The organism is Halalkalibacter nanhaiisediminis (assembly GCF_007830185.1).
GTDB lineage: Bacteria > Bacillota > Bacilli > Bacillales > Bacillaceae_D > Halalkalibacter > Halalkalibacter nanhaiisediminis.
In genome coordinates, this window is the sequence record NZ_VLKZ01000003.1 from 173,963 (window position 1) to 199,104 (window position 25,142).

Sequence of the window (25,142 nt, forward strand, 5' to 3'; positions counted from 1 at the left end):
CGTTAATAAAATAAGACACAGAAAAGGGTTACTTTTTTGGTCCTTTTCTGTGTTTACTAATGTTTAATATAGCAATAATTCAAACTCTTTCTACGCTTTTTAAGCAATCAATTTTTACGTTAATAAATTCCTCATTTATCCTTAGTTTAAGTTGCTTCAACTGCATATCTACCCGATCAACAACACCGTAGACTTCTTTATAAAATCCCGTCTCCCAATAAATCATCTTTACATCTAGTTCGTGATTCAGCGAATCCATAACCACATACCCTAATTCCATAAGCTCTTGCTCATCAAGTTCATGCTTCTCGACTTTTTTCTCTTCTTCTTTCCGTTGACGTAGACGGGCTACATGTTCGGGCAGCATCATTCTGCTTGATTCCCATCTCATGTTTGAACCAGGCGATAATTTATTCATACGCATGATCAGAACCACCTTTATATATATTTGCCTATATTATATACGAATATACGTTCGTTATTCAAATAAAAAAAGGAATGTACGTTCGTATTTTTAATATGTGAATTTTGATGTTAGATACCCCACAATAATTTTGCAGTAGATTTTGGGATAACATAAATTTCATTCTCCTTATACAATCGAACACAAGAAAGACACACCTTCCAGCGCTGGGGAACGAAAGCGAAGATAAAGTCAAAGCGATCTACGCTGCTAAAAGACGGATTCATAAATGGCATACGATTGTTTATCTTTCACTTAAATAGGATTGACTAATGCTGGTGCAACATTATCTGCGTTTGATTGAAAGAGAGAAGAATCGAGTTTTGAAGGAGTATCAGATTATGATTGAGTAGTGTCAAAAACAACCGTTTTTTAATAGGGGTGACTAAATTGACGTAGTGATGGTGTGAAATATTTTTGAGTATTTGAGGGTTTTCTCAATGATTTTTTTACTTGGGCGTTCGAAAATTCCATAAGCTAAGGTGGATGAATGACAAGGAGGGTGCTATCACATTAAGAAAAGGAGGAAAGAAACAAAGCCAACAGAGGAATGTTGGCTTTGTTATTATTCTAAAGAAAGGGGATATGAGACCTTATCATTTTAGTGCATCTAGGATCCGTTTATACTATTAAGTATTCTTTTAATGCTTGTTGCAATGTGCCTAATGTTTTTGTGCTAGAATCAAATGAGTGACCGAGGTGTATCATTTTCCTCACTACTTCTGGTCTTAAGCCTGTAATAACTGTAGTACATCCCATTAAGGAAGTACCGTCTATAATTTTCAATAAATGGTCAATGACCTGGGTTTCCATATCGGCGATTCCTGATAAATCCATGATTAAGGTTTGAATGCGAGATATACCAATCTCAGTCAGAATTTTTTCCTCAAGGATTGAAGTTCGAAAATTATCAACCGAACCAATCAAAGGTAGAATAGAGACAGAAGTATTGATAGGAATGATAGGAACGGATAAATTCTCAACTAATTCTCGATGGGCCATGATTAGGGAATCCTTATATGTAGAATAACTAATAAAAAAAGTATTTAAAAAGGTATCGACCTGAGTATTGATTTCCTTTTCTAAATGAAAAAAATCAGAAGTGATTTGTTTGCTTACTAATTCGTTATACTGTTCGATAATCATCCACAGAGTCCTGCGAATGGATTGTATCCACTCCAATTTGAATGATAGATCAATGGAATGAGTCGCCCACGCTATTCCTTCTTGTTTTGCAAACAATTGAAGTTCTTTTTCATTCCCGTCAATAATATAAATAACTAGCTTATTAGCATTATTGACAAGGTCGATATTGCCAATGGTTAGAATTACATCAATTTTATCTTTTACATTGACAGCCTCTGATAGTAATATTTTTTCAAATTTCTTACGATTCTCTTCGAAAAATTCTTTTAGTTTAAATGAATTTTCAAATGGCTCTTCCATTTATACCCCTCCTTTATGTGTGCATAGATCCCTAAAAATCCCATCCCACTTTCTTTTATTAAAATATATCATTTTAAAAGTAATTTTCAATATGAAAGCTTATTTTAACTGACATTAATATCGAAGCTAACATTGCTGTATAAAGAGATTTCATGTTCGTTTTGAAGTATGAATATATAACTATTTTTATTCCTTAGTTCATAATTTTATAGTTTCTTGAAAACGTCCATGATATTCTATGATGGAAATAGCAAGTACATATTTTAGAGGAGGATATAGCTTGGGGAAGAAGTGGATGATTGCGACTATCACTATTCTTTTTACCCTACTTACGATTGGAGTGGATACAGTCTCTGCACAAGGGAAGTTTAGTGATGTTCCAAATGGTTCGTGGGGGCACAGCGAGATTCATTATTTAAAAGATAAAGGTATAGTAAATGGGAAAGGGAATGGATTATTTGGCCCGAATGATAAATTAACTCGTGCTCAAGCTGCTACTATCATTGTCAACGCAATTGGAAAAGGGACGATGAAAATTAATCAAAATTCTTCAACTTATCCCGATGTTCGAACTAATTTCTGGGCCTACAGTTCCATTGAACGTGCTACTCAACTAGGAATCTTTCAAGGGGGACAAAATGGACTGTTTCACCCAAATGATTATATAAGTCGTGCACAAATGGCAACAATTATTGCTAGAACATTTAAGCTAACTGGTGGTTCAGTCAGTCGGTTTAGTGATGTTGGGAATCAGTTTTGGAACACAGCAGATATTGCAGCTCTTGAAATGAATGGAATTGTAGAATTAGGTGATCGTTTCCGTCCGAATGAGTATGGGAGTCGGGCTGAATTTACAACTTATCTTGCACGTGCGCTAGAGCCACAATTTCGTGTTTCAAATGACGGAACTGTATTGTTTAAGGGGACTGTCAATGTAGCGACGACATTAAATGTTCGCTCTGCTCCAAATACCAACAGTTCCATTATAGGTACGTTAGTCAAAGGAGAAACTGTTGATGTGTATGGAATGGATGGTGAATGGTTGCGAATCAAATATAACGGGAATGCTGGCTATGTGCATCAAAGCTACATAAAGCAAGTAAAGGAGCCTATTAAATCTCCAACCCCTCCAACACCAATAGAAAAAGTTATAGCGCAAGGAAAGGTTACTTCTGCTACGTTAAATGTTCGTAGGGGACCATCTGTAAATACTGAGAAGATAGGGCAGCTATCTGAAGGGACAATTGTAGAGATTTATACATATGAGAATGACTGGGCAAAAATTAAATACAACGGAGAGTTTGCCTATGTGTCGAAGAATTATCTTACAAGTTCAGCAGGATCAAATTCGTTGAAAGACCTTAAAATTGTTGTAGATCCTGGTCATGGAGGCAAGGATCCAGGAACTGCCGGAAATGGGTTGCATGAAAAAGATATAACGCTTGGTGTCTCTTTAGAGCTCGAAAGGCTTTTAAAAGACGCTGGTGCAAAGCCGATGATGACTAGACGTGACGATCAATTTATCGAATTAAATGATCGAGCCAAATTTGCTAATGATGCCCAAGCTGACCTATTCATAAGTATTCATGTCAATTCCTCTACTGCCACTAGTGCAAATGGAACTGAAACATGGTGGAATAGTACGCATGCGAGTAAAGAAAGTGAAGCACTTGCCAAGAGCATTAATCATCGTCTTGTTCAAGAACTAGGCATGACAGACCGTGGGGGGAAAGCAGGGAACTTTCTCGTTATTCGTGCAACGAAAATGACAGGTGTTCTCGTTGAACTCGGTTTTCTTACAAATAGCAATGATGCACAAAAAATGAAAGCGGCTGATTATAATCAAAAGGTAGCGAAATCGATATTAAAAGGAATTGAAGATTATTATCATTTGTAATTGGTAACAAACCACCTTAGAAAATAAGGTGGTTTGTTTAATTTAGGGATGAAATGATGAAATAATGGAAAGAAATTATGTTATTAAATGTATCTGAGGAATTAAATGGTGATTTATTTCCGTTAGGAGAGTATGACATTGAGTTTGAATATCGTGCATTTAACGGTTGAACTAGTGATAGGCTTCTTTTTTCTGTTTATTATTGTCATAATTGTTGGAAGAAAGATCATTAATCAAATTACACCCTTCACATTTATTGCAGCGATAGTTTTAGGTGAATTGTTGGGAAATGCTTTGTATGACGATAATGTCAGCACTTTCTACATTATTTATGCAATGAGCTTATGGGGGATATTACTTTTCATTATTGAATATCTTGGGAGAAAGTATCTATTTTTCCGTGGTATTTTTCAAGGCAAACCAACTGCTCTTATCAGAAATGGAATGGTTGATCGAGAAGCATTACGGAAAAGTAAGATGAATCTAAATGAGTTGCAAAGCTTGCTGCGTCAAAGTGAAACCTTTTCAGTTCGAGAAGTTGCTTATTGCTATTTAGAGTCAAATGGTTCAATCAGTATATTAAAAAAGCCACAATATCAAAAAACCACGTTGGAAGATTTTAATTTGCCAGGAAAGCCTGCTTACGTTCCTGTTACACTGATTCGTGACGGTGAAGTGCTATGGGATGAATTAAAGGACTTAGGTCATGATGAATCTTGGTTGAAATGGCAGCTTCTAGCTCATAATGTTTCTGATTATAAAGATGTTTTTTTAGCTGAGTGGCTAGAGAATGATGGGATTTTTGTGCAAACCATTCAACATTAGTGCTTCTATTAACAAGCAAAAAAACCTGCCAAATCATACAGGCAGGTTTGAAAAGTGAAAAATAATCCAATCTATGGGTTAATTGGATCTGTTATAAATACAATCACACTTTTGTCTAAATCAAAATCCCAATTCACAAAAATATCATGAACGTTAACTCCTAATATTTTATCAAATTCGCCATCTTCAAGCAGGGATTTTTCTAGTCTGCGCTTGGCGATTCGTAACGTTTGCTCATGACCTAGCGCAATCAGCTCTTTCTCGATACGAATCAGAATTCCTTCGCGAACAACGACTAGCGTTCTTGGATTTACTTGTTCAACATAGATATGGTTAGGCTCTTTTTCAGCTTGTTTACTGATTTCACTAACTTTTTCAATCGTGTTAATAAAATTAGGAAGTTGCTCATTTTCTCTTAATGCGGCATTTTCTTTACGAATACCAGTAATCATTCCTGACTTACTCTGAATCGTCCAATCGAAGTAAAATTCAAATTTTTCGATGTCAATGATCGTCATTAGAAATCCTTTGATTTCTGGAAGAACTTGCTTCATAAGGGTATCTCTTAATGCTTCTACCGCTTCGATTCCTTCCTGGTTCATGACAACCTGTTCCAACGGGGCAAGAAAATTCCTCATATACATCACAATACAAGAGGAATTTAGGCTGACATAAACCGATTCGGGACCTTTTCCAAAGTGATGGCGTAAGGTTTTACCTGTATAACTTGCAATTTGTTTTTGTATTTCTTTAATGTCTGAGTCATTCATAATTTCGATTGTCATTGTTTTTCCTCCCTCGTCAGTGCGAAGAACTTATTTTAGTTTCTAGTATGTCTATGCCTTTGTTTGAAACAACATTATCTTACTTCAACTATTGGAATGTAGTGGGTAGTTAGTATGACGTGTTGAAAGAGTATATAGTATAAATAACACAAAAAGAAGGAAATGAAACATTTCTAGTAATCTAGGAAGGTAAAAGAAGAACAGATTTGAAAAATGTCATTAAAAATATGGATGAAACAGGAGAGAATTAAACGATCTATTTTCAGCATTTATTGCATAATATCTTTAATCTCATTGTAAGTTCCGTTATAATAAGCTTAGGAGACAAGAAAAAATGCTTGGCTCTTCTTTTTAAAAGAAACACCAATTGATTTTTAACGTTATCTAATCGTATAGATTTTTTAAGTCAGCGGAAATATGTAGACAATTAGAGCTATTATATGAGCTGGAGAGGGTACCAAGCCCTTTCCAGCTCTTTTTTTGTTGAAGGGGGTGTAAATAGGCCTAGTCAAGCACGTATACTTATAAATCGGAGGTAAAAAGGAAAATGACCTTAATTGATATAAAGAAAATATTATTGGACCTAACAATCGAACCTTATATTCACTGTGAAATCACGCATACTCTCTCTGTAAACAAAAAGCAGGTCGTTTCTATTAGTTTTGATGCCAATACGAATTTATTTAAAATAGTGGATATTGAAAATGGGACAAGTACATATGGCAAGGATGTAGAATCCTCGGCTAACATTATTCAACAATTAATAGTTAAGAACGAATGAGACTAGCAAAAAAGGTTCAAAATGAGGGTTCCATAAAATGGTGCAATACTCTCTTGGTTTAGTTTGCTTTAAGCTTTAATGCTAACTCTAATGGCTCTCTATTAGTATCCCTTTCCTGTCCGATCTCCGTTATAACAGGATGTTCAATTTCTGTATCGTTAGGGTGCTCAATTTCAATTGCTTGTTCTTTTTGTTTCATGATCGATCATCTCCTTCATGATTCATCGTTATCTGTTAACGAGATAACCCTCGTATAATCGCCTTTTTTCATGTCCTCTAAAGAAGCTTTTTGACTTAGCTCCTCATCATCGTCTATGCCAGTAGCAATCGTAGGCTCATCTGAATGGCCCCTTTTTCTCGGATGCATTTTATTGACCTCCCGTAATGAATGTGTAGCTCACCATTATTTTGTGGCATTCTAAAGGTTACATGTGCGGTAAAATTTAACGATTAGAGCCAGTAAGGTAGGGGAGGTATGAATGTGGAGCTACTTGTATACATTAAAACGAAAAAAGAACAGCCTATCTAAGATAAGCTGTTTTAGGACAGGTTTTTAGCCAAGTGGGTTTTTTGTTTGGTTTATTGTGTTTTGAAATTGTTTCATCATGTTGTTTGGATTCAAATTCATGTTATTATTACGGCCTCTCATCATACCGTATGCTGCTGCGCCTACACCTAAACCGACCAACGACCACATAACACCATTACGATTGTTTTTACGTCTCATCCCAAGCATATTCATGTTGGCAAATCCCCCTTTGTGTTTGCTTGAAACAATTGCTTCAAGCATTAGGTAGGGTCACTCATATGACCGATTCATATACGAGGATATCCTTGCCACACTAAAGTTACAGTTTGAACTTTTTCATCGACTCTTGGAGCTCTTCGGCCATATTTGAAAGGGTTGTAGCAGCAGCTGTAATTTCTTCCATAGATGCATTTTGCTCCTGGGCAGATGCAGCAACATTTTGCGAAGAGGCAGCTGAACTCTCAGCGATTTTACTAGAATCCTTAATCGCTGAAACCATTGAGTGAGTTCCTGCAGTAATTTGCTCGACTGCTGTTGAGACCTCTTTAATTTGTGAGGTGACTTCATTAATCGAACGAGAGATTTCCTCAAATTCATTGCCAGCTTGATTGACAAATGTGATGCCATCTTGAACAGCCCTTTTTCCTTCATCCATTGAGGTAACAGAACGCTTAATGTCGATTTGAATATCTTGGATGAGTTGATTAATTTGATTGGCAGATTGACTTGATTGTTCGGCTAGTTTTCGAACTTCATCCGCAACAACAGCAAATCCTTTTCCATGTTCACCAGCGCGTGCCGCTTCAATAGCCGCATTGAGAGCTAAGAGATTCGTTTGTTCAGCAACATTTGTGATCAAGGAGACAATATTGCCAATTTCAGTTGATTTGCTGCCCAATTGATTGACTACTTGGGCGATGATATCGGTTTTATCATTAATGAACGTCATCTGATCAATCGTTTGTTGGATTGTATTTTGACCACTTTCTGATTTCTCTTTCGTTACAGTTGAAGCATTCGTAACAGATTCCATTCTATCTGTTATACGTTCCATTCCTTTTGAGATATCAGTTGCTGACATCTCGGCTGTTGTGGCACTATTCACTTGTTCTTCAGCGCCCGAGGCTACGGATTGAATCGATTCAGTGATTTGTTCGGTTGCTTTACTTGTTTCTTCTGCGCTAGCCGTTAATTGTTCAGAAGATGCCGCAACTTGTTCAGCTGTATCTGAGACTTTTGCAATCATATCCTTTAATTCGCTTGTCATTCTATTCACATTTGCTGATAATTCACCAATTTCATCTTTTTGGGTAATATTCGTATCATCGACTGCTAAATTTCCGTTAGCAATTTCGTTGATTTGATGACTTACTTTTAAAAGGGGATCTGAAATATGCTTAGAAAACAGATAGATAATAACAGCACCAATGAGCACCGAAATGCTTAATACAATAATAATGGTTCTTAAAATACGATTGGCATCGGCATTAAAATCCTGCATATAAGATCCACCAACGACAATCCAACCCCAATTTGGATCAAGTAGATTGTACATAATTTTTGGAGCAACGGTATCTGGATCATCTGGTAATCCCCATTGATAATTCGTAAACCCACCACCAGCTTGAGCCGTTTGGATGATGTCCTGAGTAAAATAATGTCCATCCACATCTGCAGTATCCCACAGGTTCGTTCCTTCTATGTTAGGGTGCGCAACTAAGGTGCCACTTTCGTCATAGATGAATATGTATCCATTTTCTCCTAAATCAATATTTTCATTTATGGGGCGCGTGCCATCTTCTTGCATCTCACCTAAAATAAACACCTTTACTTGTTCCTGGGCTTCTTCAAGAGAGAGAGTGCCTCGTTCGACTTCTTGATTGACGGCATCAATATACTCAATTGTCATATAGACAGTGTTCTGGATACTGGTAGCTCCAAGTTCATTTAAGCTATTTTCTGCAGTATAGTAACTGATGAAGCCTATTAATGTACTAGGGACGATTAATAATAATAGTGTAATAAGTACGAGCTTTGTGCGTATTTTCATATTAAAAAGATTCAAAATCATCATCCTCTCAAGATCCTAAATTCTTAATCATTAAGCTTTTAATGAGGGGGATCTTTGTCATAAAATTCCCCCAAAAAAAGGGTTTGTGTAAGCGTTTTCTAAAATCCCGTTATGATGTAGTCCTTACTCAACTCCCTTCTAAAAGTCATCATAATGCTTAAAAATCATTTCTTTAGAATTGGGACGTCATACATAAAAAAGTGATTGCTCAAATTGTCTGAGAAACCACTTCTGACGTTCTGAGGTAACCAGGCGACCATGGCATATCATGCTGTAGGCCCTTAGCTTTGCGTCCTTACCTTTCAGTAAGTTTGCCATTTTCTAAGAAAGTATGAAATTTTATGAGTTCATTCACTTCCAATTCTATCTAAATAAATAAATATTTTCAATGACTATTGTATGATATTGTAATATTTTTCTGTCTTTTTAGTGTATTTAGTCAATTGGTAGGATAAAATAATCCACCAGGTCCTTGAAAGCCGAGGTGGATTGTTCATTTGAATAGTTTTTTGGAAACTTTTTAGTTCATGTTTTCGGCAAACTGATTGTGAAAGTCGTTCCTTTTCCTTCTTCACTTTCAACTACGATTGTACCATGATGGTCTTCAATAATTTTATAGCAGACTAATAAACCTAGCCCTGTTCCTTTTTCTTTTGTTGTAAAGAAGGGTTTTCCTAATTCAGTTAATCGTTCTTTTGGTATACCGTGCCCTTCATCTGTAATGTATATGATGACATGATGGGATGTTTCTTTTAGTTTAATCGTGATGTAGCCATTTTCCATTGCTTCAATGGCGTTTTTGATCAAGTTAATTAAAACTTGTTTAATTTTCATATCATCGCAATTGACGATAATATTTTGTGATTCATAAGTTGTTTGGATACCAATATTTTTATTAACAGCTTGAGGTTGTAATAAAACTGTTACTCCTTCAATCAGTTCAACAATGTTTTGGTCTTTTCGATTTTCAAGATGCGGCTTTGATAAAATTAAGAATTCATTTGAGATTTGTTCAATCTTATTAACTTCACCTTCAAGAATGTTGATGTATTTTACATTTTTCTCATTAACCTCAAGTAATTGAAGAAATCCTTTAATCGTTGTAATCGGATTTCGAATTTCATGAGCAATTCCTGCAGCTAATTGTCCAGCTATTGACAGCTTTTCGGAACGAATGAGTTGGTCTTGTGTTGCTTTTTCCATTCTTATTTGTTCTGAAATGGAAGGGAACAAGACTTGCTTTTTATTATAGAAGCTTGAAGGGACAAGTGTTTTATCAGTCATGTGATACTCATGAGATTGAAGCAGATCAATTAAAAAGGCAGAGGGAAGCTTAAAGCCGTTATACGAACAAACAGATATTGTACGAACCTTACCTATATAGGTGTCACACTCACATTCATATTTTTTTAAACTTTTCAATAAAGCTTCTTCATCTTGGTCCTTCCAACGAACATCAGACCATGTGCGAATCGTTCTTTTTTCTTTCAAATAAGGGTCTAATACTTGAGTGAAATAATGAAGAATTTGGTTAATACTAAAAAGATCCTTCGTACGATAGAAATCATCAGAATCTTCAAAAATAATGTTCTCAATATGTTCAGCTGAATAACCTTCATGTTTTAGCTTATCCTTAATGATAGTAAATCGATCGACTGTGTCTATATAAATGACAACCTGTCTCTTATCAATTCCCTCCGCTAAAAATGCAGTTGCATTATCTAAGTAAGATTCGATTTGACTATATGTATAAATAATATGGCAGCCAGAAGACACATTTATATTGTTTGTTAATTTAACTGCTTCTTCGATTTCACCAATCATATATAAGCCTCCCTCATGATGTCTCTAACTTTTAAAGAACAAATATAGTTTACTCGATTAAAAGACTAATAGGAAGAAGTCGTTTTAAGGCTTGAAAGAAGAACTGTTTTATAAAGAAAGAAGATATGGATAAAACTTACATTATTCAAGGAAACCATGCTGGTTCCCTTTTTTTCTTTATTAAATCCAAAAATAGAACAAATTTCAATATTTTTAGATAAAAATAAAAGAATGTGGAATGCTAAAGGTACGCTTGCTAAAAGGGGTTTGTCATCATGGGAAGATTGTTCAAAAAGATTCATGCCGTATTTAAAAAACAAGCACCAAAATTTGAAACAAAGATGAATAAACATCTTGCTGATGGTTTGGAAAGTCTTTTAGATAACAATATTGAACGGATTGAAAAGGAAACAGGGAAAAGTAGCGATATTGTCATTCGACGGCTTAATCTGGGTGGTCAAAAGGATGCAAGAGCAGCTGTTGTTTACACAGAAGGGCTTATAGACTCGCACAGTTTAAATGAAATACTTGAAGATTTATTAGATGATGATCAACACTCGTCTATTAAACAGGTGCTGCAACACTTTCCAAATATAATATCTGACATAAAAGAAAATGTCATTGTTGTTGGGTCCGCTAAAGAGGCCACAAATTTTGAAGATCTATTTACACATCTTTTATCAGGGAGTGCGATTTTATTAATCGAAGGAATCAGTAAAGCACTTGCTATCCAAATAGAAGGATGGGAAAAAAGGGCAGTTGAGGAACCGCAGTCGCAAACAGTAATTAAAGGACCAAAAGAAGGCTTTACGGAAAATCTAAGGACGAATACGTCTTTAATACGTAGGAGAATTAAATCACCTGATCTATGGATCGATACGAAACAGCTCGGAAGACTGACAAAAACGAATACAGCGATCGCTTATATTAAAGGAATTGTCAGTGACAAAGTCGTCGATGAAGTCTATGAGCGATTAGAACGTATTGATATTGATTCGATTTTAGAGAGTGGGAATGTCGAAGAGCTTATACAAGATGGAAAATTTACTCCCTTTCCAACTATTTTTAATTCAGAACGGCCTGATGCAGTGGCGGCAGGATTATTAGAAGGTAGAGTGGCGATAGTAGTCGATGGGACGCCATTTGTGATGATGGTTCCGTGTTTCATCACCGACTTTTTCCAATCAAGCGAGGATTATTATCAACGAGCAGATATGGCAACCTTCTTACGTCTGTTGCGTTATTTATCCTTTTTTATTGCATTACTCGGGCCTGCTATTTATATCTCCATTTTAACATTTCATCAAGAAATGGCGCCAACTCAGCTTTTAATTAGTTTAGCTGCTCAGCGTGAGGGAGTTCCATTTCCTGCTTATATCGAAGCCCTTATGATGGAATTTGCTTTTGAGATTCTAAGGGAAGCTGGGGTGCGGATGCCTAGAGCAGTCGGTCAAGCAATGTCGATTGTCGGTGCGCTTGTGTTAGGAACAGCTGCTGTTGAAGCGGGATTAGTATCAGCTGCTATGGTGATTGTGGTGGCGATTACAGCAATTGCAAATTTTGTCATTCCGTCGATCAATTTAGCGATTACTGTTCGATTATTACGGTTTGGCATGATGATTTTAGCTGCTTCTTTCGGTTTTTTTGGGATCTTTATTGGTCTTATTTTAATGGTTGTTCATATCTGTGGTCTGCGTTCTTTTGGCGTCCCTTACACTGCTCCAATGGCTCCTTTTATTCTAGAAGACCAAAAAGATGCAATATTTCGTTTTCCAAAATGGGCATTGAACACAAGGCCACACTTAATTAGTCAACAAAATGAGATTCGTAAAACAAAAATACCAACAAGTAAACCGAAAGATGAAAGGTAGAAGCGGGGGATTGTATGAAACGCTTATTTATTATGAGTCTTATGATTATTGTTGTTCTACTCACTACCTCAGGCTGTTGGAATAGAAGGGAATTAACAGATCTTGCGATTGCTTCTGCCATTGGGATAGATAAAACAGAAAATGGATATCAAGTCTCTGTACAAATTATCAATCCTGGGCAAATTGCAACAGCAGGCGGACAAGGCGGAGGAGGAGATGATTCACCAGTTACTACCTATTACGATGAAGGTGAGACATTATTTGAAACTTTGCGAAAATTAACGAAACAAGTACCGAGAAAGATCTATTACTCTCATTTAAGAATGGTCGTGTTCGGAGAGGACATGGCGAGAGATGGAATTAGTAAAACGGTTGACTTTTTATCAAGGGATCATGAAATGCGTAGTGATTTTTATATTGTGATCGCGCGCGAGACAAATGCTTATAATATTTTGTCTACTTATACATCTTTAGAAAAGATTCCTGCCAACAAAATGTTTTCGACTCTTGAAAACTCCGCACAAGTTTGGGCGGCAACAGGAAAAGTGCGACTTGCTCAATTGATTAGCGAAATAACAAGTCAAGGAACATCACTTGTTTTAACAGGAATTAGAATCGAAGGGGAAAAAGAAAAGAGAGACATACCAGAAAACGTATTACAAATAACTCAAGTGGCAAATTTAAAATATGATGGAATGGGTGTTTTCAAGGAAGACCGGCTTATTGGATGGCTAAATGAAGAAGAGAGTAAAGGTTACAATTATACGATTGGAAAGGTCAAAAGTACGGTCATTAAACTTCAAAATATTTGTAAAGATAACGAAGATGAGAACCTTGGGATCGAAGTGGTCAAAACGGATGCGAAAATGAAGGGAAAAGTACAGCAAGGGCAACCAAAAATTGATTTAATGATTAAAGGTGAGGCCAATGTGTCAGAAGTTGAATGTTACATTGATTTAATGAACAATCAAACAATGGAAGAGATTCAAAATGAAACAAATAAAACGATAAAAAAGAATGTTGAAGAAGCCATTAAGAAAGCACAAACGGAATATAAAATTGACATTTTTGGATTTGGGGAAGCGATGTATCGTTCCAATCCGCAGTATTGGCGAGAGGTGAAAGACAATTGGGATCAGGAGTTTGAAAATCTTACAATCAATGTTCATGTCGATATGAGCATTGAAAGAGTGGGAACCATTGATAATCCGATAAAAAGATAAGTGGGTAAAGGAAGGAGAAGGCTGAAATGCTACCTAGTATTGCCGTATTGATTGTTGCTTCTACTATCGTATATTTTGAAGTTCCGACACTTTTAAAGAAAGGATTAAAAAAGGAAGTGTGGACTTTTTCGTTATTGTTACTATTAGGGGTTATGCTTTGTATTGCCAAAGAGACTGGAGACACGATTCCTTCTCCTTTAAGTGCAATTAAATTCATTTACCAGCCTATTTATACGGTTGTTTCTACCTATTTAGAGTAAGGAGAGATTGGATTTTTTAGTGAAAATACCCTTTATTAGTGAAGCGAGGTGAGTGTATGAAGAACGAAGAGAAAATTAATGCTAGACAGATGGCGATCTTAACGATTTGTTTTATTATTGGAAGAGCCATCTTGCTAGTTCCTTCGATACTGACAAGATCAGCAGAAAATGATGCTTGGATATCTGCCTTACTCGGTACTATTATAGGGATATTAGTTGTTATGCTTTTAATTAAAATGATGAAGAGAGAACCTGAGCTTAGCGTGGTTCAACATAGTGTGAAACATTTAGGGAAATGGTTTGGGGGATTTATTGCGATAAATTTCATTTTATTTTGTTTAATGGTCGCTTCCATGCATGCTAGGAGTATGGGGGACTTTATGACAACTCAAGCTTTAACAGAGACCCCTATTGAAGCGATTAATATCATTTTCATCTTAACGTGCATTATTGCAACACGTCTTGGCATTGAAGTCATTGCAAGAGCATCTGAAATCTTTTTTCCTTATATTGTTCTCATGTTAATGATTTTATTTCTTTTTCTTATACCAGAGCTCGAAATAGATAGGATTCAACCTATATTAGGAAATGGCCTTAAACCAGTCATACAAGGTGCTTATGCAAATGCGGGGTTCCCTTTCTTTGAACTAATTGTATTAATGATGGTCATTCAATTTGTCAATCGTCCAAAAGCAGGCTATAAAGGATTAATGACGGGTACAGTCATTGGAGGAGTATTTATAGTCGTACTTACATTTGTTAGCGTACTAGCTCTTGGAGCAGAAGCGGTTGCCATACAAATATATCCGACCTATATGTTGGCAAAAATTATCGATATCGGGGATGTATTTCAAAGAATTGAACCTATTGTGGCTGGTATTTGGTTTCTCTCGCTCTTTTTTAAAATGACTCTTTCTTTTTTTGCAGCGGCATTAGGTATTTCTCATTTGCTACAATTAGAAGACTACCGTTTCTTAGTTTGGCCATTAGGTCTGATTATGTGTATTTTATCGCTCATCATCTATCCTCATATTGTGTATGTGATGGATTTTACTCAGAAGTATTGGACGCTATACACAGGGTCATTTTCCTTATTCATTCCGTTACTGCTCTTGTGCGTAACGTGGATAAAAGAAAGAACGAATAGACAGAGGGTGTGAATATTTAGAAGCAAGCTTAATTAGAAAATTATGTTATAATCAAACTCAAAAATAAAGCGTGTTTGTTCGTAGAAAAAGGGGAGATCTTAAGTGGGGGACAAGTCCTTTTCAAAGAATCAAGGATTGCGTTTTGGAAGTGTTTTATTTGTGATCGGTCTTGTATTTGTTGCGTTTAATCTACGCTCTTCCATTACGGCGGTTGGCCCATTAATTAGCTCTATTCGTACAGATACTGGGATGTCCAACACAAGTATAGGGATGATTACGACATTACCTTTGATTGCTTTTGGTTTATTTTCGACGATTGCTCCAAGGTTTGGACGGAAGTTTGGTAATGAGACGGTTGTATTTGTTGCTCTCTTAATCCTAACAATGGGTATCCTTTTTCGTTCAACTGGTATGGTTATAACTTTGTTTATTGGAACGGCTCTGCTCGGATTAGGTATTGCCATATGTAATGTCTTAATTCCAGGAATAGTGAAAGATAAATATCCTCAAAAAGTGGGGCTAATGACAGGGATGTACACGACCTCCATGTCTGTCATGGCAGCACTTGCATCGGGACTTAGTATTCCATTAGCTTATGGATTTAATCTTGGTTGGGAGAAAGCCTTAGCTGTTTGGGCGATTATGTCTGGATTCGCTGTCATTCTTTGGCTTCCTCAATTACGAAAACAAAACAAAGCGATAAAAGGACCAACACTAGCTAAAAGCTCGATTTGGCGCTCACCTCTTGCGTGGCAGGTTACGCTTTTCATGGGGTTTCAATCTAGTATTTTCTACTGTATTATTGCTTGGCTTCCCGAGATTCTCACAACTCGAGGAGTTGATATTCCAACAGCAGGGTGGCTATTGACATTCATGCAATTCGCATCACTCCCAGCAACACTCCTTATCCCAGTACTTGCTAGTCGCCTTCAAAGTCAGAAGATCATTGTTGTTGGTATTACAATCCTTTATTTAGTTGGGTTTACGGGACTTTACTTTGGTGGGAACTTAGTGGTTATTACGTTTTATATGCTCTTGTTTGGAGTTGCTCAAGGGTCCGCTATTAGTCTTTCTCTCACCTTATTTGGGTTGCGTACAGAAAACGCGCATGATGCAGCTAATTTGTCAGGAATGGCACAATCAGGTGGCTATCTACTTGCCTCAATAAGTCCGCTTTTTATGGGACTATTATTTGATACATTCCATACTTGGACTCCTGCTCTATTAGTATTTATTTTCCTTACTATAGCGATGGTGATTGTTGGCATAGGTGCTGCTAGAAATCAATATATTTTTCATAAAGAACCTATAAAACTACGAGCCTAAAGGTAGATAGCATTCATAGTTAAAAAGTTCTGGGAATAAAGGTGGGAATGGTAGACGTCTTATTTAAAAATAAGTTAGAATAATGGCGAGGAATACAAATCAATCATTTTATGTGGAAAAGTTAGTGAGATCTCTAGGGAGTGAGTAATCAATGCACCGAAACAAGGAATTATATACATTTTTATTAGACAAAGCTTGGCAATTAACGGAAGATTGGTATACGGCATTAGACAAAAGTGATTCTCATGGAGTGTATGCATCTAATGATCCCGAAATCATTCAAACATTAAAAAGACAAAACTATGAATTCCATTTGCATTTTTGTCAGGTTTTTGTTGAAGAGAACTCAGTATTTTTAAGCAATTTAGAGAATTGGATTGTGATGATAGCGGAAGATGAAGAACATTTAAACACTCCTGTTCAGTATGTGTTAAGAGAATTTTTTCAAGTGCAGGAGCAATATCTTAATTTTGTTAAGGAATTTGTATCTTTGCATGAAGGTGAGTATTCAGAAGAAATCATTGAGTCTTGGAACAGAATCATAATAAAAACGTTTGCTAAGATCATGCTTTGGTTTGTTGAGGAAAATCATAATTACTCAGAACAAAAGTTGCAAGCTCAGCAAAAAACAATCAATGAGTTAAGCTCACCAGTCATTACTCTTAATCGTAATGCGGGATTGCTTCCGCTAGTCGGCGAGATCGATTTAACAAGAGCTGAATGGATCCTTGAAAATACGTTAACAAAATGTGCTGAAAAAGGATATACGCATCTATTTATTGATTTATCTGGCGTTGTTAAGGTTGACCAAACGGTAGCAAATCAACTTTTTCAATTAATTGAAGCCTTAAAGTTAATTGGTGTTAGTACCATTTTGTCAGGACTTCGACCAGAAATTGCTCAAGCTGTTGTTCAACTCGGCCTTTCTTTTGAAGATGTAGCCATAACAGCTACTCTTTCGCAAGCCATCGATTCTCATGAGCTAGTGTAAATTGAATAAAAACGTCATGAAAAAAGCTCCCCTCGTTGTGTTCGTTCAACGAGGGAAGCTTTTCTTAGTTTCCAGTACGTGATGCCCAACCAGCAAAACGCTTATGAAGTGGTTTTAATAGAAGATAATCCATAAATAAGGCTAAAAAGCCGATTAGTAAAATACCTAGTAAGACAGAGGCCGCATTACCAATTTGCCCATTAAATGCGATAAAATAACCAATTCCTGCATTACCACCGATCATTTCAGCTGCGACAAGGGAACGCCATGATATGGCAAACCCAATATAAATACCACTAATGGCAGCGGGGAAAATCTCTGGTAAGTAGACGTAATACGCTAGCCTCCAACCTTTGGCCCCTAGTGATTTTGCAGCACGAATATGTGACTCGGGGATGTGATTCATCCCTTGCATGACATTAATTAGAATAGGAAAAAATGAAGCAATGATGATGACTGCAATCATCGGTGCATCACCAAGACCTAGTAAAATAATTAGCAAAGGTGCCCATGCCATCGGTGGTGTTGCTTGAAAATAGGTGACCAGTGGCATGAGAAAATCTCTAAATGTACGAGACGCACCTGCGACAATTCCGACAATAAATGCTAAAAAAGCTGAAATTAAAAAACCTAAAACTAAACGCTGTAAACTGAGCAGGATATGTGTTTGTAGTTCCCCTCTATTTACTTGATTGACGCCTTCATGCCATACATCCACAGGGCTTGGGAAAATATAGGAAGGATACTGTGATGAGATAGCTGTCCAAACGATTAGTACAAAGGGAATCGCTAACCAGCCGATTTTCCACCTATTCACTCTTTGATGACTCCTTCAACAAATGTTAAATCAAATAAGCTTTCCACATCGATTTCTTGATTCACATATCCGAGCTCGTATGCTGCATCTGCAAGCTCTTGATAATAGGTGAAATCATCGCTTGTAAACTGCCAATCAAAGGACAATTTTTCTTTTGCTTGTGCGATGACATCTTCTGCAGCAACGCCTTCAATAGCCCCAATATTAAAGACTTCCACTAAAACCTGATTTGCATTTTCTGGATCCTCATTTAAATAGTCAATTGTTGACTGATGAATATTCATAAACGTTTGAACAGCTTCAGACTTATTTGCAAGAGCTTCTTCACTTGCAACAATGACAAGTGCTGGATCGTTCTCCTCGGCAATTTGTTGTTTCCCACGTAAGAGGGCATATGTTAAGAACGGCTCATTTAAAAATCCAGCCTTTGCTTGATTAGAATCTAGTGCTGCTTCAATGTTAGCTTGGTTGAATTCTTGGATGGTCACATCTTCAGCCAAAAGACCTGCCTTTGGTAAAATAATACCTTTTGTAATAATGTCTACGCCGCTACCGCTTTGAACACCTGCAAGGACTTCTCCTTCTAATTGCTTGACTGAAGTAATACCTGAATCCTCAGCAACGACGACACCGATTTTTCCATCATTTACTTTTGAAATGACTTTAACAGGAAGTCCGCGTGATGCCCAGTTGACAAGAGCGGGAACTCCCGCATATGCGACATCTAATTCACCAGCCGCTAGTGCTTGGTACAATTCTGGACCAGAGTTAAAGGCATACGTGTTAACGTTTAATTCTTCTGCAAAAAAGCCTTCTTGATCAGCGACAATACCTGGAGCATTTGCAAGGATCGATACATAGCCGATATTCAGTTGAGGTTTTTCTTCAGATTCTGATGTTGTATCTGTTGGCTCCGTGCTTTCAGGCGTTGACCCACAAGCAGTTAATAATAGTGCAACTGTTAAAAATGGAATAGCGAATAACTTTTTCATAATCAATCGTTTCTCCTCTATGATTGCTGCCGTTCATTTCGTAAAAATTCATACAGCTTTTTTTGGTAATCGTTATAAGATGAAGACGTACGGTCTCTCGGCTTATCTATATCAATCTGAACGATTTCTTTAATTGTACCGTTTTTAGATAGAAGGATAATGGTATCTGATAGATAAATAGCTTCGTCGATACTGTGAGTGACAAGCATCGTCGTCATCGATAATTTCTGATGAAGGGCAAGAAGCTCTTCCTGCAAGACATCACGAGTTTGGGCGTCTAGTGCACTAAACGGCTCATCTAATAATAGGATATTTGGTTCTGTTGCTAACGTTCTAGCTAGTGCGACTCGTTGTTTCATCCCACCTGAAAGGGATGAGATTGGGAAATTTGAATAGGATGAAAGGCCAACTAGCTCAATCATTTCTTTTACTTTTTGATCACGTTTTTCTTTAGGAATGTTCTGCATTTTTAAGCCGAATTCAACATTCTTATAGACAGATAACCAAGGAAACAAAGCTAAGTCCTGAAAGACAAATCCTCTTTCTTCAGAAGGTGCCTTCACATGCTTTTCGTCCACTTTAATCGAGCCGTTAGAAGTAGGGATAAACCCAGCGATTAAGTTTAATAATGTTGATTTCCCGCAACCACTTGGGCCTAAAATGGTAACAAATGTATTATTTTCAATTTCAAAATTAATATTGTTCAATATGGGGGAATCGGGGGTATAGTTAAAGGCTACATTTTCAAGTTGTACAAGTGCTGACATCGTACTCTCCTTTCTATCAAAGTGCTAAATAAGCCCAACCTTCAGCTTGTCTTGTCACGAGATGGGCAACACCAGATCCTGCAGCGTTCACGCTACATGTGAGATCATCGATTTTTACGTTTTTTCTTGTCAGTGTATTGTTACAAACGACAAAGCGAATACCCATTTCTAAGATAGCTTCAATTCGTTTTCGAATGGCTTCATCTTCGGATACTAAAAGATCTAAGCCATCGCCGAACACAACAACTTCGCACTCTACTAGCTCATCACCAAGTTTGTTTTTTAAATTGGTCATATTATTTAAAACTTTATTGAAATAATCATCGCCGTTTTTGTTTACTTGGATGACCACATTAGGCATCTGATAACCTCCTTTATGTTTTTAAAACAGAGTAGAATACTAGGATTATAATAAAGATTGGTTCATTTGGCAAAACAAAATACTGTATAATTCGATTTTTTCTGACATAAAGTCGGAAAATATATTAGAAACAGACGATGTGGATTCAGTTACTCTACCAGCAAATGAAGGATATGATCATCCCTAGCTAGCAATGCTTTTATCCTTTTTGGAAGGGGGTGCATGCAGCATAACTGCAGCATATTTGTCTAATTGGTCGGTCCTTCTTTTGTTAATAGAGAAGTGCCTTTTTTGCATCTCGAGCATTTTAAAAGACGAGCCATCGGATTAGGATAGAGATTTTGTTTCTATCTAGGTTGAGAGTAGAAGCTCATGAAAGTTTTATTTTGAAAGGAGAGAAGTGATATGATTTGCAAACCTGTCTACGGAGATATATACTGTTTGTATAACTTATGTATAAATAATTTAAAGGATATTGATTAAGAGCAATTGAGAGGAAGGATATCATGTCAGCAAAGAAAATTTTTGTCATTGGGGCGGGACCTGGTGGAATGGCAGCGGCTATGTTACTTGCTGGTCAGGGATATGATGTTGAAGTTTTTGAGAAACAACCGTATGTAGGTGGGCGGACATCGGCCTTAAAACGAGACGGTTACACATTTGACCGTGGCCCAACCTTTCTAAGTATGCCCCATATTCTTAGTGAGTTGTTTGAGATAGTTGATCGGAAAATGGAGGACTATCTAGACATGATTGAGCTTGATCCATTATATGAACTACGCTTTGATGATCTTTCTTTCTCTCCTTCTCGTAATCAATTAGAAACAAGGGGAAGAATTGAGAAGCTCTTTCCTGGTGATGGGGATGGGTACTTGCGTTTTATGCAGGAAACGGAAAAGAAAATGAATGCGCTAATGCCCATTCTCCAAAATCGTCATAGCTCTTTGCTTGATTATGGGAGATGGCGCACGATTAAAGCACTCCCGCAACTATCATTAAATCAATCGCTATATAAAGTATTAAGTAAGTTTTTTACAGATGAACGATTAATGCTAGCTTTTACCTTTCAATCGAAATATTTAGGCATGTCACCGTGGGAATGTCCTGGCGCCTTCAGTATTCTTTCTTATATGGAGCATAAATACGGCATTTTTCATCCGCGTGGTGGCTTAAATAAAATTCCCGAAGCAATGGCTACAGTCGTAAAGGAATTCGGAGGTCAGGTTCATACGAATACAGGAGTTCGAAAGCTTTTAACGAAAAATGGCTCCGTGATTGGCATCGAGCTTGAAAATGGCGAGAAGTTAGCTTGTGATGAGGTGATTATCAACGCTGATTTTGCTCAGGCGATGACGACGCTTGTTGATGATGATTTGAAACATTATTCGAAAGAAAAATTAGAAAAAAAAGATTATTCTTGCTCGACGTTTATGATTTATGCAGGAGTGAAGCAGACATACGAATTGTCGCACCACACCATCGTTTTTTCCAAAGACTATAAGAAAAACGTGGAAGAGATAACGCGGACAAAGACAATGTCTGCTGATCCATCAATTTATATCCAAAATGCAGGTGTCACTGATCCAACACTTGCAGCAGAAGGGAAATCTGCGCTGTATCTACTTGCTCCAGTGCCGAATAACTTTAGTTTAATTGATTGGGAGAATCATAAAGATGAATTTCGTGATCTTATTTATCAGCAAATTGAAACGAAGACGGAGTTCAAAGGATTAAGAGATCATCTCGAAACCGAAGAGATCATTACGCCGATTGATTGGGAGCAGAAGCATCACATCTTTCGGGGAGCAACCTTTAATCTTGCTCACAATTTGAAGCAAATGATGTATTTTAGACCACATAATAAATTTCAAGACCTTGAACACTGTTGGTTAGTTGGTGGGGGAACGCATCCAGGTAGTGGTTTGCCGACGATTTTTGAGTCCGCTCGGATTACTACGAATTTGTTGATCGATGCAGATAAAGGAGTGAAACGAATTCAATGAAAACAATCATTGTAGGCAGTGGGGTTGGTGGACTTGTCACAGCCCTTTATTTAAGTAAACGCGGGGAAGAAGTCGTCATTTATGAAAAGGATCAACAGGCGGGTGGACGTTTAGCTTTCGTTGAGAGGGATGGTTACAAAATTGATAAAGGACCAACAATTGTTCTCCTTCCAAATATGATCTATGACATTCTTTGTGAAGTAGGGATTAGACGAGAAGAATTGGAAATGGTTCGTATAGATCCAATGTATCGTTTAAGCTATCCTGATGGTTTTGATTTTCTTAAATGGAGTGACATCGACAAACAGATTGAGGAGATCGGCCGTGTTTTTCCAGGGGAAGAGAATGGATTTCTAGCCTATTTAGAGCAAATGAAATGGCGTTTTGAAAAGGGAAAAGAAGCCTTTCTTGATCGTTCATTTGTTAAAAAGAGCGCATTTCTCTCTCCTGACTCTCTTAAAACACTTTGGAAATTAAAAGCCTATCAGACGGTTAAAGGGCAAGCAGAAAGTTATTTTACACACCCACGACTTCAAGAAGCATTTTCCTTTCAAACCTTATATGTTGGCGGGGCACCTTTTAACTCACCTGCGATGTATTCACTCGTTCCATTTAGTGAACATCAGCACGGCATTTGGTATATCAAAGGCGGGTATGCAAGTTTCGTTCAGTTACTTGTGAAAAAGCTAGAAGAACGAGGCGTGACGATTAAACTTAATAGTTGCGTCGAAGAGTTAGAAACGACTGGTCGTCATTGTAATGGAGTGATTGTTAATGGAAAACGAGAGCAAGCCGACCGAATTGTATTGAATGGGGATTTCCCATTAGCACGTAAACTTATAAAAGGTCGTGAAAAACATAAATCATATGTTCCCTCATCGGCATGCTTACTCCTTTATATCGGTGTAAATAAAATATTCGATGAAGCAGAAGTGCATCAGTTTCTTATGACAGATGACTTTAAGCAGCATATGCAGGATGTTTTTATAGATAAGAAGCTACCAAAGGCCCCATCGATGTATGTGTTTCATCCATCAAAAATTGATCCAACGCTCGCACCAGAAAACAAAGGAGTGTTATATGTTCTCATTCCAGTTCCATCAGGAAAAGAAGTCGATTGGTCACAAATCGGTGATTATGTTGACCGACGTTTGGATGAACTAGAGGCTAGAGGGTTTTCAGGCTTACGTGAAGCGATCGAGTGGATAGACATTCGAACACCAGAGGATGCACGACAAGAAGGGCTATATGAGGGAGGGAGCTTCGGTATTGCACCGATTTTATCGCAATCAGGCGTATTTCGTCCTCAACTGAAACCGTTTAATCTTCACAATGTTTATGCCGTCGGTGCGTCGACTCATCCAGGAGGCGGAATCCCAATTGTGATGCAAGGTGCGAAATTGCTAGCAAACTATTTACATGAAGAAAGCCTTCAATCAGCTTCAATATAAAAAGGAGGGAATCAAATGACTCGATTAGATGCTGCTTATGAAGACTGTTTCCAAATCATAAACCGTCATTCGAAGACCTTTACAAAAGCCTTTAGTCTTTTACCTGCTGCAAAAAGAAATGCGGTTTGGGCTGTTTATGCCTTTTGTCGTGAAGTTGATGACATTGTTGATGAAGGAAATAATCCAGCGCAAGAGCTTGATCAGTTTGAAGAAACATTTGAACGATTTTTAAGAGGAGGATTGCCACTTCCAACCTCCAAGTGGATCGCTCTTCAGGATGTTTTCGAACGGTTCGATGTTGATAAAGAAGCATTTTCTGACATGATTAGAGGTCAACGGATCGATTTGACGAAAAATAGATATCAGACGATAGAAGAGATGGAGTATTATGCTTATCACGTCGCAAGTACGGTCGGTCTCATGCTTTTACCTATTCTTGCACCTAACAATCATAGACAGTTACGTGCTGGAGGTATTGCTCTTGGTCTTGCCATGCAAATCACAAATATTTTACGTGATGTTGGCGAAGACTTGGATCGCAACCGAATCTATTTACCGAAAGACGTGATGGATAAGCATGGTTTAACGGTAAATGATCTAATGAACCGCAGAGTTAATACGGCTTTTATCAATGTTTGGGAAGGACTAGCAAAAAGAGCGGAGGAGCTTTACAGGACGGCACTTGTATCGATCGATGATTACCCTTTAGATGCAAGATTACCTGTCAAAGGTTCTGCCCATATGTACCGCGGGATATTACATTCTATTCGTCGTAATCATTATGATGTTTTCGGAAAAAGAAATTTTGTCACGAAGGAAGAAAAAGAAATAATTTTGATGGAGATGCAAGCCTAATTCAGGATAAGTCTACGTTAAAAAGCGCCTATTTCTATGTCTAATCTAAATGGAATAGGCGCTTTTGCATGTATTTTTTAATCAAACGATCACATGCTAATCATAGGACTGGCTATTTAACAAACAGCTGAAAAAGGAGGGATCATGTGCAAATATACTTTTCACCAGAACTGATTAAACAGGATGCGCAAGTGTTAAATATCGTCACTGATAAACAAAAGCCTGTTGGATATATCGCTTTTTTAATGGAAGAATCAAAAATGTATGTGTATGGAACAGTACAGGAGGAGGGAGTTTATGAGGATTTTAAGGATTTAGTTACGCCTTATGTACAAGGTTTATCGAAAATGAAGCCTGACCTTGAAGTGTTTACATACTTATCTGTTGGGGGAGAAGAAGTAAAGTTAGAGCAAGAAAATGAATAAAAAAGGAAACCAAATCGTCCCTAATCATAAA

25 protein-coding genes and 1 riboswitch are annotated in these 25,142 nt (G+C 37.3%); of the genes, 13 read left to right on the top strand and 12 right to left on the bottom strand.

Annotated elements, in window-relative coordinates; genetic code table 11:
• Positions 1 to 79 precede the first annotated feature (79 nt).
• Both IQ10_RS06165 and IQ10_RS06170 read right to left on the bottom strand, forming a co-directional pair.
• Positions 80 to 424, bottom strand: coding sequence for a YolD-like family protein (locus tag IQ10_RS06165; protein WP_144449608.1), 345 nt, complete (start codon positions 422 to 424; stop codon positions 80 to 82).
• 660 nt (positions 425 to 1,084) lie between these two features.
• On the bottom strand, positions 1,085 to 1,909 hold the full coding sequence (locus IQ10_RS06170) for an STAS domain-containing protein (RefSeq protein WP_144449609.1): 825 nt from the start codon (positions 1,907 to 1,909) through the stop codon (positions 1,085 to 1,087).
• Positions 1,910 to 2,189: 280 nt separating this feature from the next.
• On the opposite strand from IQ10_RS06170, the gene IQ10_RS06175 reads away from it, so the two are divergent.
• Positions 2,190 to 3,806, top strand: a complete 1,617-nt coding sequence (locus IQ10_RS06175; protein ID WP_158639997.1) for an N-acetylmuramoyl-L-alanine amidase — start codon at positions 2,190 to 2,192, stop codon at positions 3,804 to 3,806.
• A gap of 144 nt (positions 3,807 to 3,950) precedes the next feature.
• Positions 3,951 to 4,631, top strand: coding sequence for a DUF421 domain-containing protein (locus IQ10_RS06180; protein ID WP_144449865.1), 681 nt, complete (start codon positions 3,951 to 3,953; stop codon positions 4,629 to 4,631).
• A 71-nt stretch (positions 4,632 to 4,702) separates the two neighbouring features.
• Here the strand turns inward: IQ10_RS06180 and IQ10_RS06185 are convergent, their stop codons facing one another.
• Entirely contained in the window at positions 4,703 to 5,416 is a 714-nt protein-coding gene (locus tag IQ10_RS06185; RefSeq protein WP_144449611.1) for a Na-translocating system protein MpsC family protein, read from the bottom strand.
• A gap of 547 nt (positions 5,417 to 5,963) precedes the next feature.
• On the opposite strand from IQ10_RS06185, the gene IQ10_RS06190 reads away from it, so the two are divergent.
• Entirely contained in the window at positions 5,964 to 6,197 is a 234-nt protein-coding gene (locus tag IQ10_RS06190; RefSeq protein WP_144449612.1) for a hypothetical protein, read from the top strand.
• A gap of 58 nt (positions 6,198 to 6,255) precedes the next feature.
• Here the strand turns inward: IQ10_RS06190 and IQ10_RS17980 are convergent, their stop codons facing one another.
• The 5 genes from IQ10_RS17980 to IQ10_RS06205 all read right to left on the bottom strand — a co-directional run bounded on the left by IQ10_RS17980 (position 6,256) and on the right by IQ10_RS06205 (position 10,621).
• Positions 6,256 to 6,396 (bottom strand): hypothetical protein, encoded by a 141-nt coding sequence (locus tag IQ10_RS17980; RefSeq protein ID WP_158639998.1) that lies wholly within the window; start codon positions 6,394 to 6,396, stop codon positions 6,256 to 6,258.
• A gap of 15 nt (positions 6,397 to 6,411) precedes the next feature.
• The gene (locus tag IQ10_RS18155) at positions 6,412 to 6,564 is read right to left on the bottom strand and encodes a hypothetical protein (RefSeq protein ID WP_199757386.1); all 153 of its coding nucleotides are present in this window, start codon (positions 6,562 to 6,564) and stop codon (positions 6,412 to 6,414) included.
• Between the two features lie 186 nt (positions 6,565 to 6,750).
• Positions 6,751 to 6,939, bottom strand: a complete 189-nt coding sequence (locus IQ10_RS18160; RefSeq protein WP_199757387.1) for a hypothetical protein — start codon at positions 6,937 to 6,939, stop codon at positions 6,751 to 6,753.
• 106 nt (positions 6,940 to 7,045) lie between these two features.
• Positions 7,046 to 8,791 (bottom strand): methyl-accepting chemotaxis protein, encoded by a 1,746-nt coding sequence (locus tag IQ10_RS06200; protein WP_437177670.1) that lies wholly within the window; start codon positions 8,789 to 8,791, stop codon positions 7,046 to 7,048.
• A 246-nt stretch (positions 8,792 to 9,037) separates the two neighbouring features.
• Positions 9,038 to 9,123: riboswitch (cyclic di-GMP riboswitch) on the bottom strand.
• Positions 9,124 to 9,322: 199 nt separating this feature from the next.
• On the bottom strand, positions 9,323 to 10,621 hold the full coding sequence (locus tag IQ10_RS06205; protein WP_144449613.1) for an ATP-binding protein: 1,299 nt from the start codon (positions 10,619 to 10,621) through the stop codon (positions 9,323 to 9,325).
• A gap of 275 nt (positions 10,622 to 10,896) precedes the next feature.
• Between IQ10_RS06205 and IQ10_RS06210 the strand changes: the two genes are divergently transcribed.
• From IQ10_RS06210 to IQ10_RS06235, 6 genes are all read left to right on the top strand, one after another.
• Positions 10,897 to 12,492 carry a spore germination protein gene (locus tag IQ10_RS06210; RefSeq protein WP_144449614.1) on the top strand — a complete coding sequence of 532 codons (1,596 nt, stop codon included), beginning with the start codon at positions 10,897 to 10,899 and terminating at the stop codon, positions 12,490 to 12,492.
• 14 nt (positions 12,493 to 12,506) lie between these two features.
• A complete protein-coding gene (locus IQ10_RS06215; RefSeq protein ID WP_144449615.1) occupies positions 12,507 to 13,715 on the top strand; it encodes a Ger(x)C family spore germination protein in 1,209 nt (402 codons plus the stop codon).
• A gap of 26 nt (positions 13,716 to 13,741) precedes the next feature.
• On the top strand, positions 13,742 to 13,975 hold the full coding sequence (locus tag IQ10_RS06220) for a hypothetical protein (protein ID WP_144449616.1): 234 nt from the start codon (positions 13,742 to 13,744) through the stop codon (positions 13,973 to 13,975).
• A 56-nt stretch (positions 13,976 to 14,031) separates the two neighbouring features.
• Positions 14,032 to 15,135, top strand: coding sequence for a GerAB/ArcD/ProY family transporter (locus IQ10_RS06225; protein ID WP_144449617.1), 1,104 nt, complete (start codon positions 14,032 to 14,034; stop codon positions 15,133 to 15,135).
• 90 nt (positions 15,136 to 15,225) lie between these two features.
• A complete protein-coding gene (locus tag IQ10_RS06230) occupies positions 15,226 to 16,449 on the top strand; it encodes a CynX/NimT family MFS transporter (RefSeq protein WP_242009771.1) in 1,224 nt (407 codons plus the stop codon).
• A 151-nt stretch (positions 16,450 to 16,600) separates the two neighbouring features.
• Positions 16,601 to 17,440 (top strand): STAS domain-containing protein, encoded by an 840-nt coding sequence (locus IQ10_RS06235; protein ID WP_144449618.1) that lies wholly within the window; start codon positions 16,601 to 16,603, stop codon positions 17,438 to 17,440.
• A gap of 64 nt (positions 17,441 to 17,504) precedes the next feature.
• On the opposite strand, the gene IQ10_RS06240 is transcribed toward IQ10_RS06235, so the two are convergent.
• Genes IQ10_RS06240 through IQ10_RS06255 form a run of 4 tightly spaced genes read right to left on the bottom strand, consistent with a single transcriptional unit; the run spans position 17,505 to position 20,377 of the window.
• Complete coding sequence (locus tag IQ10_RS06240; RefSeq protein WP_144449619.1) at positions 17,505 to 18,257, bottom strand: ABC transporter permease; 753 nt, start codon at positions 18,255 to 18,257, stop codon at positions 17,505 to 17,507.
• Positions 18,254 to 19,249, bottom strand: coding sequence for an ABC transporter substrate-binding protein (locus IQ10_RS06245; RefSeq protein WP_144449620.1), 996 nt, complete (start codon positions 19,247 to 19,249; stop codon positions 18,254 to 18,256). Before IQ10_RS06245 ends, IQ10_RS06240 begins: the two co-directional genes overlap by 4 nt.
• Positions 19,250 to 19,266: 17 nt before the next feature.
• Positions 19,267 to 20,016: an ABC transporter ATP-binding protein gene (locus tag IQ10_RS06250; RefSeq protein ID WP_144449621.1), complete on the bottom strand. Its 750-nt coding sequence runs from the start codon at positions 20,014 to 20,016 to the stop codon at positions 19,267 to 19,269.
• A 16-nt stretch (positions 20,017 to 20,032) separates the two neighbouring features.
• On the bottom strand, positions 20,033 to 20,377 hold the full coding sequence (locus IQ10_RS06255; protein ID WP_144449622.1) for a DsrE family protein: 345 nt from the start codon (positions 20,375 to 20,377) through the stop codon (positions 20,033 to 20,035).
• Between the two features lie 506 nt (positions 20,378 to 20,883).
• On the opposite strand from IQ10_RS06255, the gene IQ10_RS06260 reads away from it, so the two are divergent.
• The 4 genes from IQ10_RS06260 to IQ10_RS06275 all read left to right on the top strand — a co-directional run bounded on the left by IQ10_RS06260 (position 20,884) and on the right by IQ10_RS06275 (position 25,111).
• Positions 20,884 to 22,380 carry a phytoene desaturase family protein gene (locus IQ10_RS06260; RefSeq protein WP_144449623.1) on the top strand — a complete coding sequence of 499 codons (1,497 nt, stop codon included), beginning with the start codon at positions 20,884 to 20,886 and terminating at the stop codon, positions 22,378 to 22,380.
• Complete coding sequence (locus IQ10_RS06265) at positions 22,377 to 23,831, top strand: phytoene desaturase family protein (RefSeq protein ID WP_144449624.1); 1,455 nt, start codon at positions 22,377 to 22,379, stop codon at positions 23,829 to 23,831. Before IQ10_RS06260 ends, IQ10_RS06265 begins: the two co-directional genes overlap by 4 nt.
• A gap of 15 nt (positions 23,832 to 23,846) precedes the next feature.
• Positions 23,847 to 24,686, top strand: coding sequence for a phytoene/squalene synthase family protein (locus IQ10_RS06270; RefSeq protein WP_144449625.1), 840 nt, complete (start codon positions 23,847 to 23,849; stop codon positions 24,684 to 24,686).
• A gap of 146 nt (positions 24,687 to 24,832) precedes the next feature.
• Positions 24,833 to 25,111 carry a hypothetical protein gene (locus tag IQ10_RS06275; RefSeq protein WP_144449626.1) on the top strand — a complete coding sequence of 93 codons (279 nt, stop codon included), beginning with the start codon at positions 24,833 to 24,835 and terminating at the stop codon, positions 25,109 to 25,111.
• The last annotated feature ends 31 nt before the right edge of the window (positions 25,112 to 25,142 follow it).

What these genes read in the sequence shown, in the direction of transcription:
- IQ10_RS06190 (WP_144449612.1), top strand. Translation starts at nt 5,964, where the DNA reads ATGACCTTAATTGATATAAAGAAAATATTATTGGACCTAACAATCGAA.
- IQ10_RS18160 (WP_199757387.1), bottom strand. Translation starts at nt 6,939, where the DNA reads ATGAATATGCTTGGGATGAGACGTAAAAACAATCGTAATGGTGTTATG.
- IQ10_RS06235 (WP_144449618.1), top strand. Translation starts at nt 16,601, where the DNA reads ATGCACCGAAACAAGGAATTATATACATTTTTATTAGACAAAGCTTGG.
- IQ10_RS18155 (WP_199757386.1), bottom strand. Translation starts at nt 6,564, where the DNA reads ATGCATCCGAGAAAAAGGGGCCATTCAGATGAGCCTACGATTGCTACT.
- IQ10_RS06220 (WP_144449616.1), top strand. Translation starts at nt 13,742, where the DNA reads ATGCTACCTAGTATTGCCGTATTGATTGTTGCTTCTACTATCGTATAT.
- IQ10_RS06270 (WP_144449625.1), top strand. Translation starts at nt 23,847, where the DNA reads ATGACTCGATTAGATGCTGCTTATGAAGACTGTTTCCAAATCATAAAC.
- IQ10_RS06170 (WP_144449609.1), bottom strand. Translation starts at nt 1,909, where the DNA reads ATGGAAGAGCCATTTGAAAATTCATTTAAACTAAAAGAATTTTTCGAA.
- IQ10_RS06245 (WP_144449620.1), bottom strand. Translation starts at nt 19,249, where the DNA reads ATGAAAAAGTTATTCGCTATTCCATTTTTAACAGTTGCACTATTATTA.
- IQ10_RS06165 (WP_144449608.1), bottom strand. Translation starts at nt 424, where the DNA reads ATGCGTATGAATAAATTATCGCCTGGTTCAAACATGAGATGGGAATCA.
- IQ10_RS06255 (WP_144449622.1), bottom strand. Translation starts at nt 20,377, where the DNA reads ATGCCTAATGTGGTCATCCAAGTAAACAAAAACGGCGATGATTATTTC.
- IQ10_RS06205 (WP_144449613.1), bottom strand. Translation starts at nt 10,621, where the DNA reads ATGATTGGTGAAATCGAAGAAGCAGTTAAATTAACAAACAATATAAAT.
- IQ10_RS06225 (WP_144449617.1), top strand. Translation starts at nt 14,032, where the DNA reads ATGAAGAACGAAGAGAAAATTAATGCTAGACAGATGGCGATCTTAACG.
- IQ10_RS06265 (WP_144449624.1), top strand. Translation starts at nt 22,377, where the DNA reads ATGAAAACAATCATTGTAGGCAGTGGGGTTGGTGGACTTGTCACAGCC.
- IQ10_RS17980 (WP_158639998.1), bottom strand. Translation starts at nt 6,396, where the DNA reads ATGAAACAAAAAGAACAAGCAATTGAAATTGAGCACCCTAACGATACA.
- IQ10_RS06260 (WP_144449623.1), top strand. Translation starts at nt 20,884, where the DNA reads ATGTCAGCAAAGAAAATTTTTGTCATTGGGGCGGGACCTGGTGGAATG.
- IQ10_RS06215 (WP_144449615.1), top strand. Translation starts at nt 12,507, where the DNA reads ATGAAACGCTTATTTATTATGAGTCTTATGATTATTGTTGTTCTACTC.
- IQ10_RS06185 (WP_144449611.1), bottom strand. Translation starts at nt 5,416, where the DNA reads ATGACAATCGAAATTATGAATGACTCAGACATTAAAGAAATACAAAAA.
- IQ10_RS06250 (WP_144449621.1), bottom strand. Translation starts at nt 20,016, where the DNA reads ATGTCAGCACTTGTACAACTTGAAAATGTAGCCTTTAACTATACCCCC.
- IQ10_RS06210 (WP_144449614.1), top strand. Translation starts at nt 10,897, where the DNA reads ATGGGAAGATTGTTCAAAAAGATTCATGCCGTATTTAAAAAACAAGCA.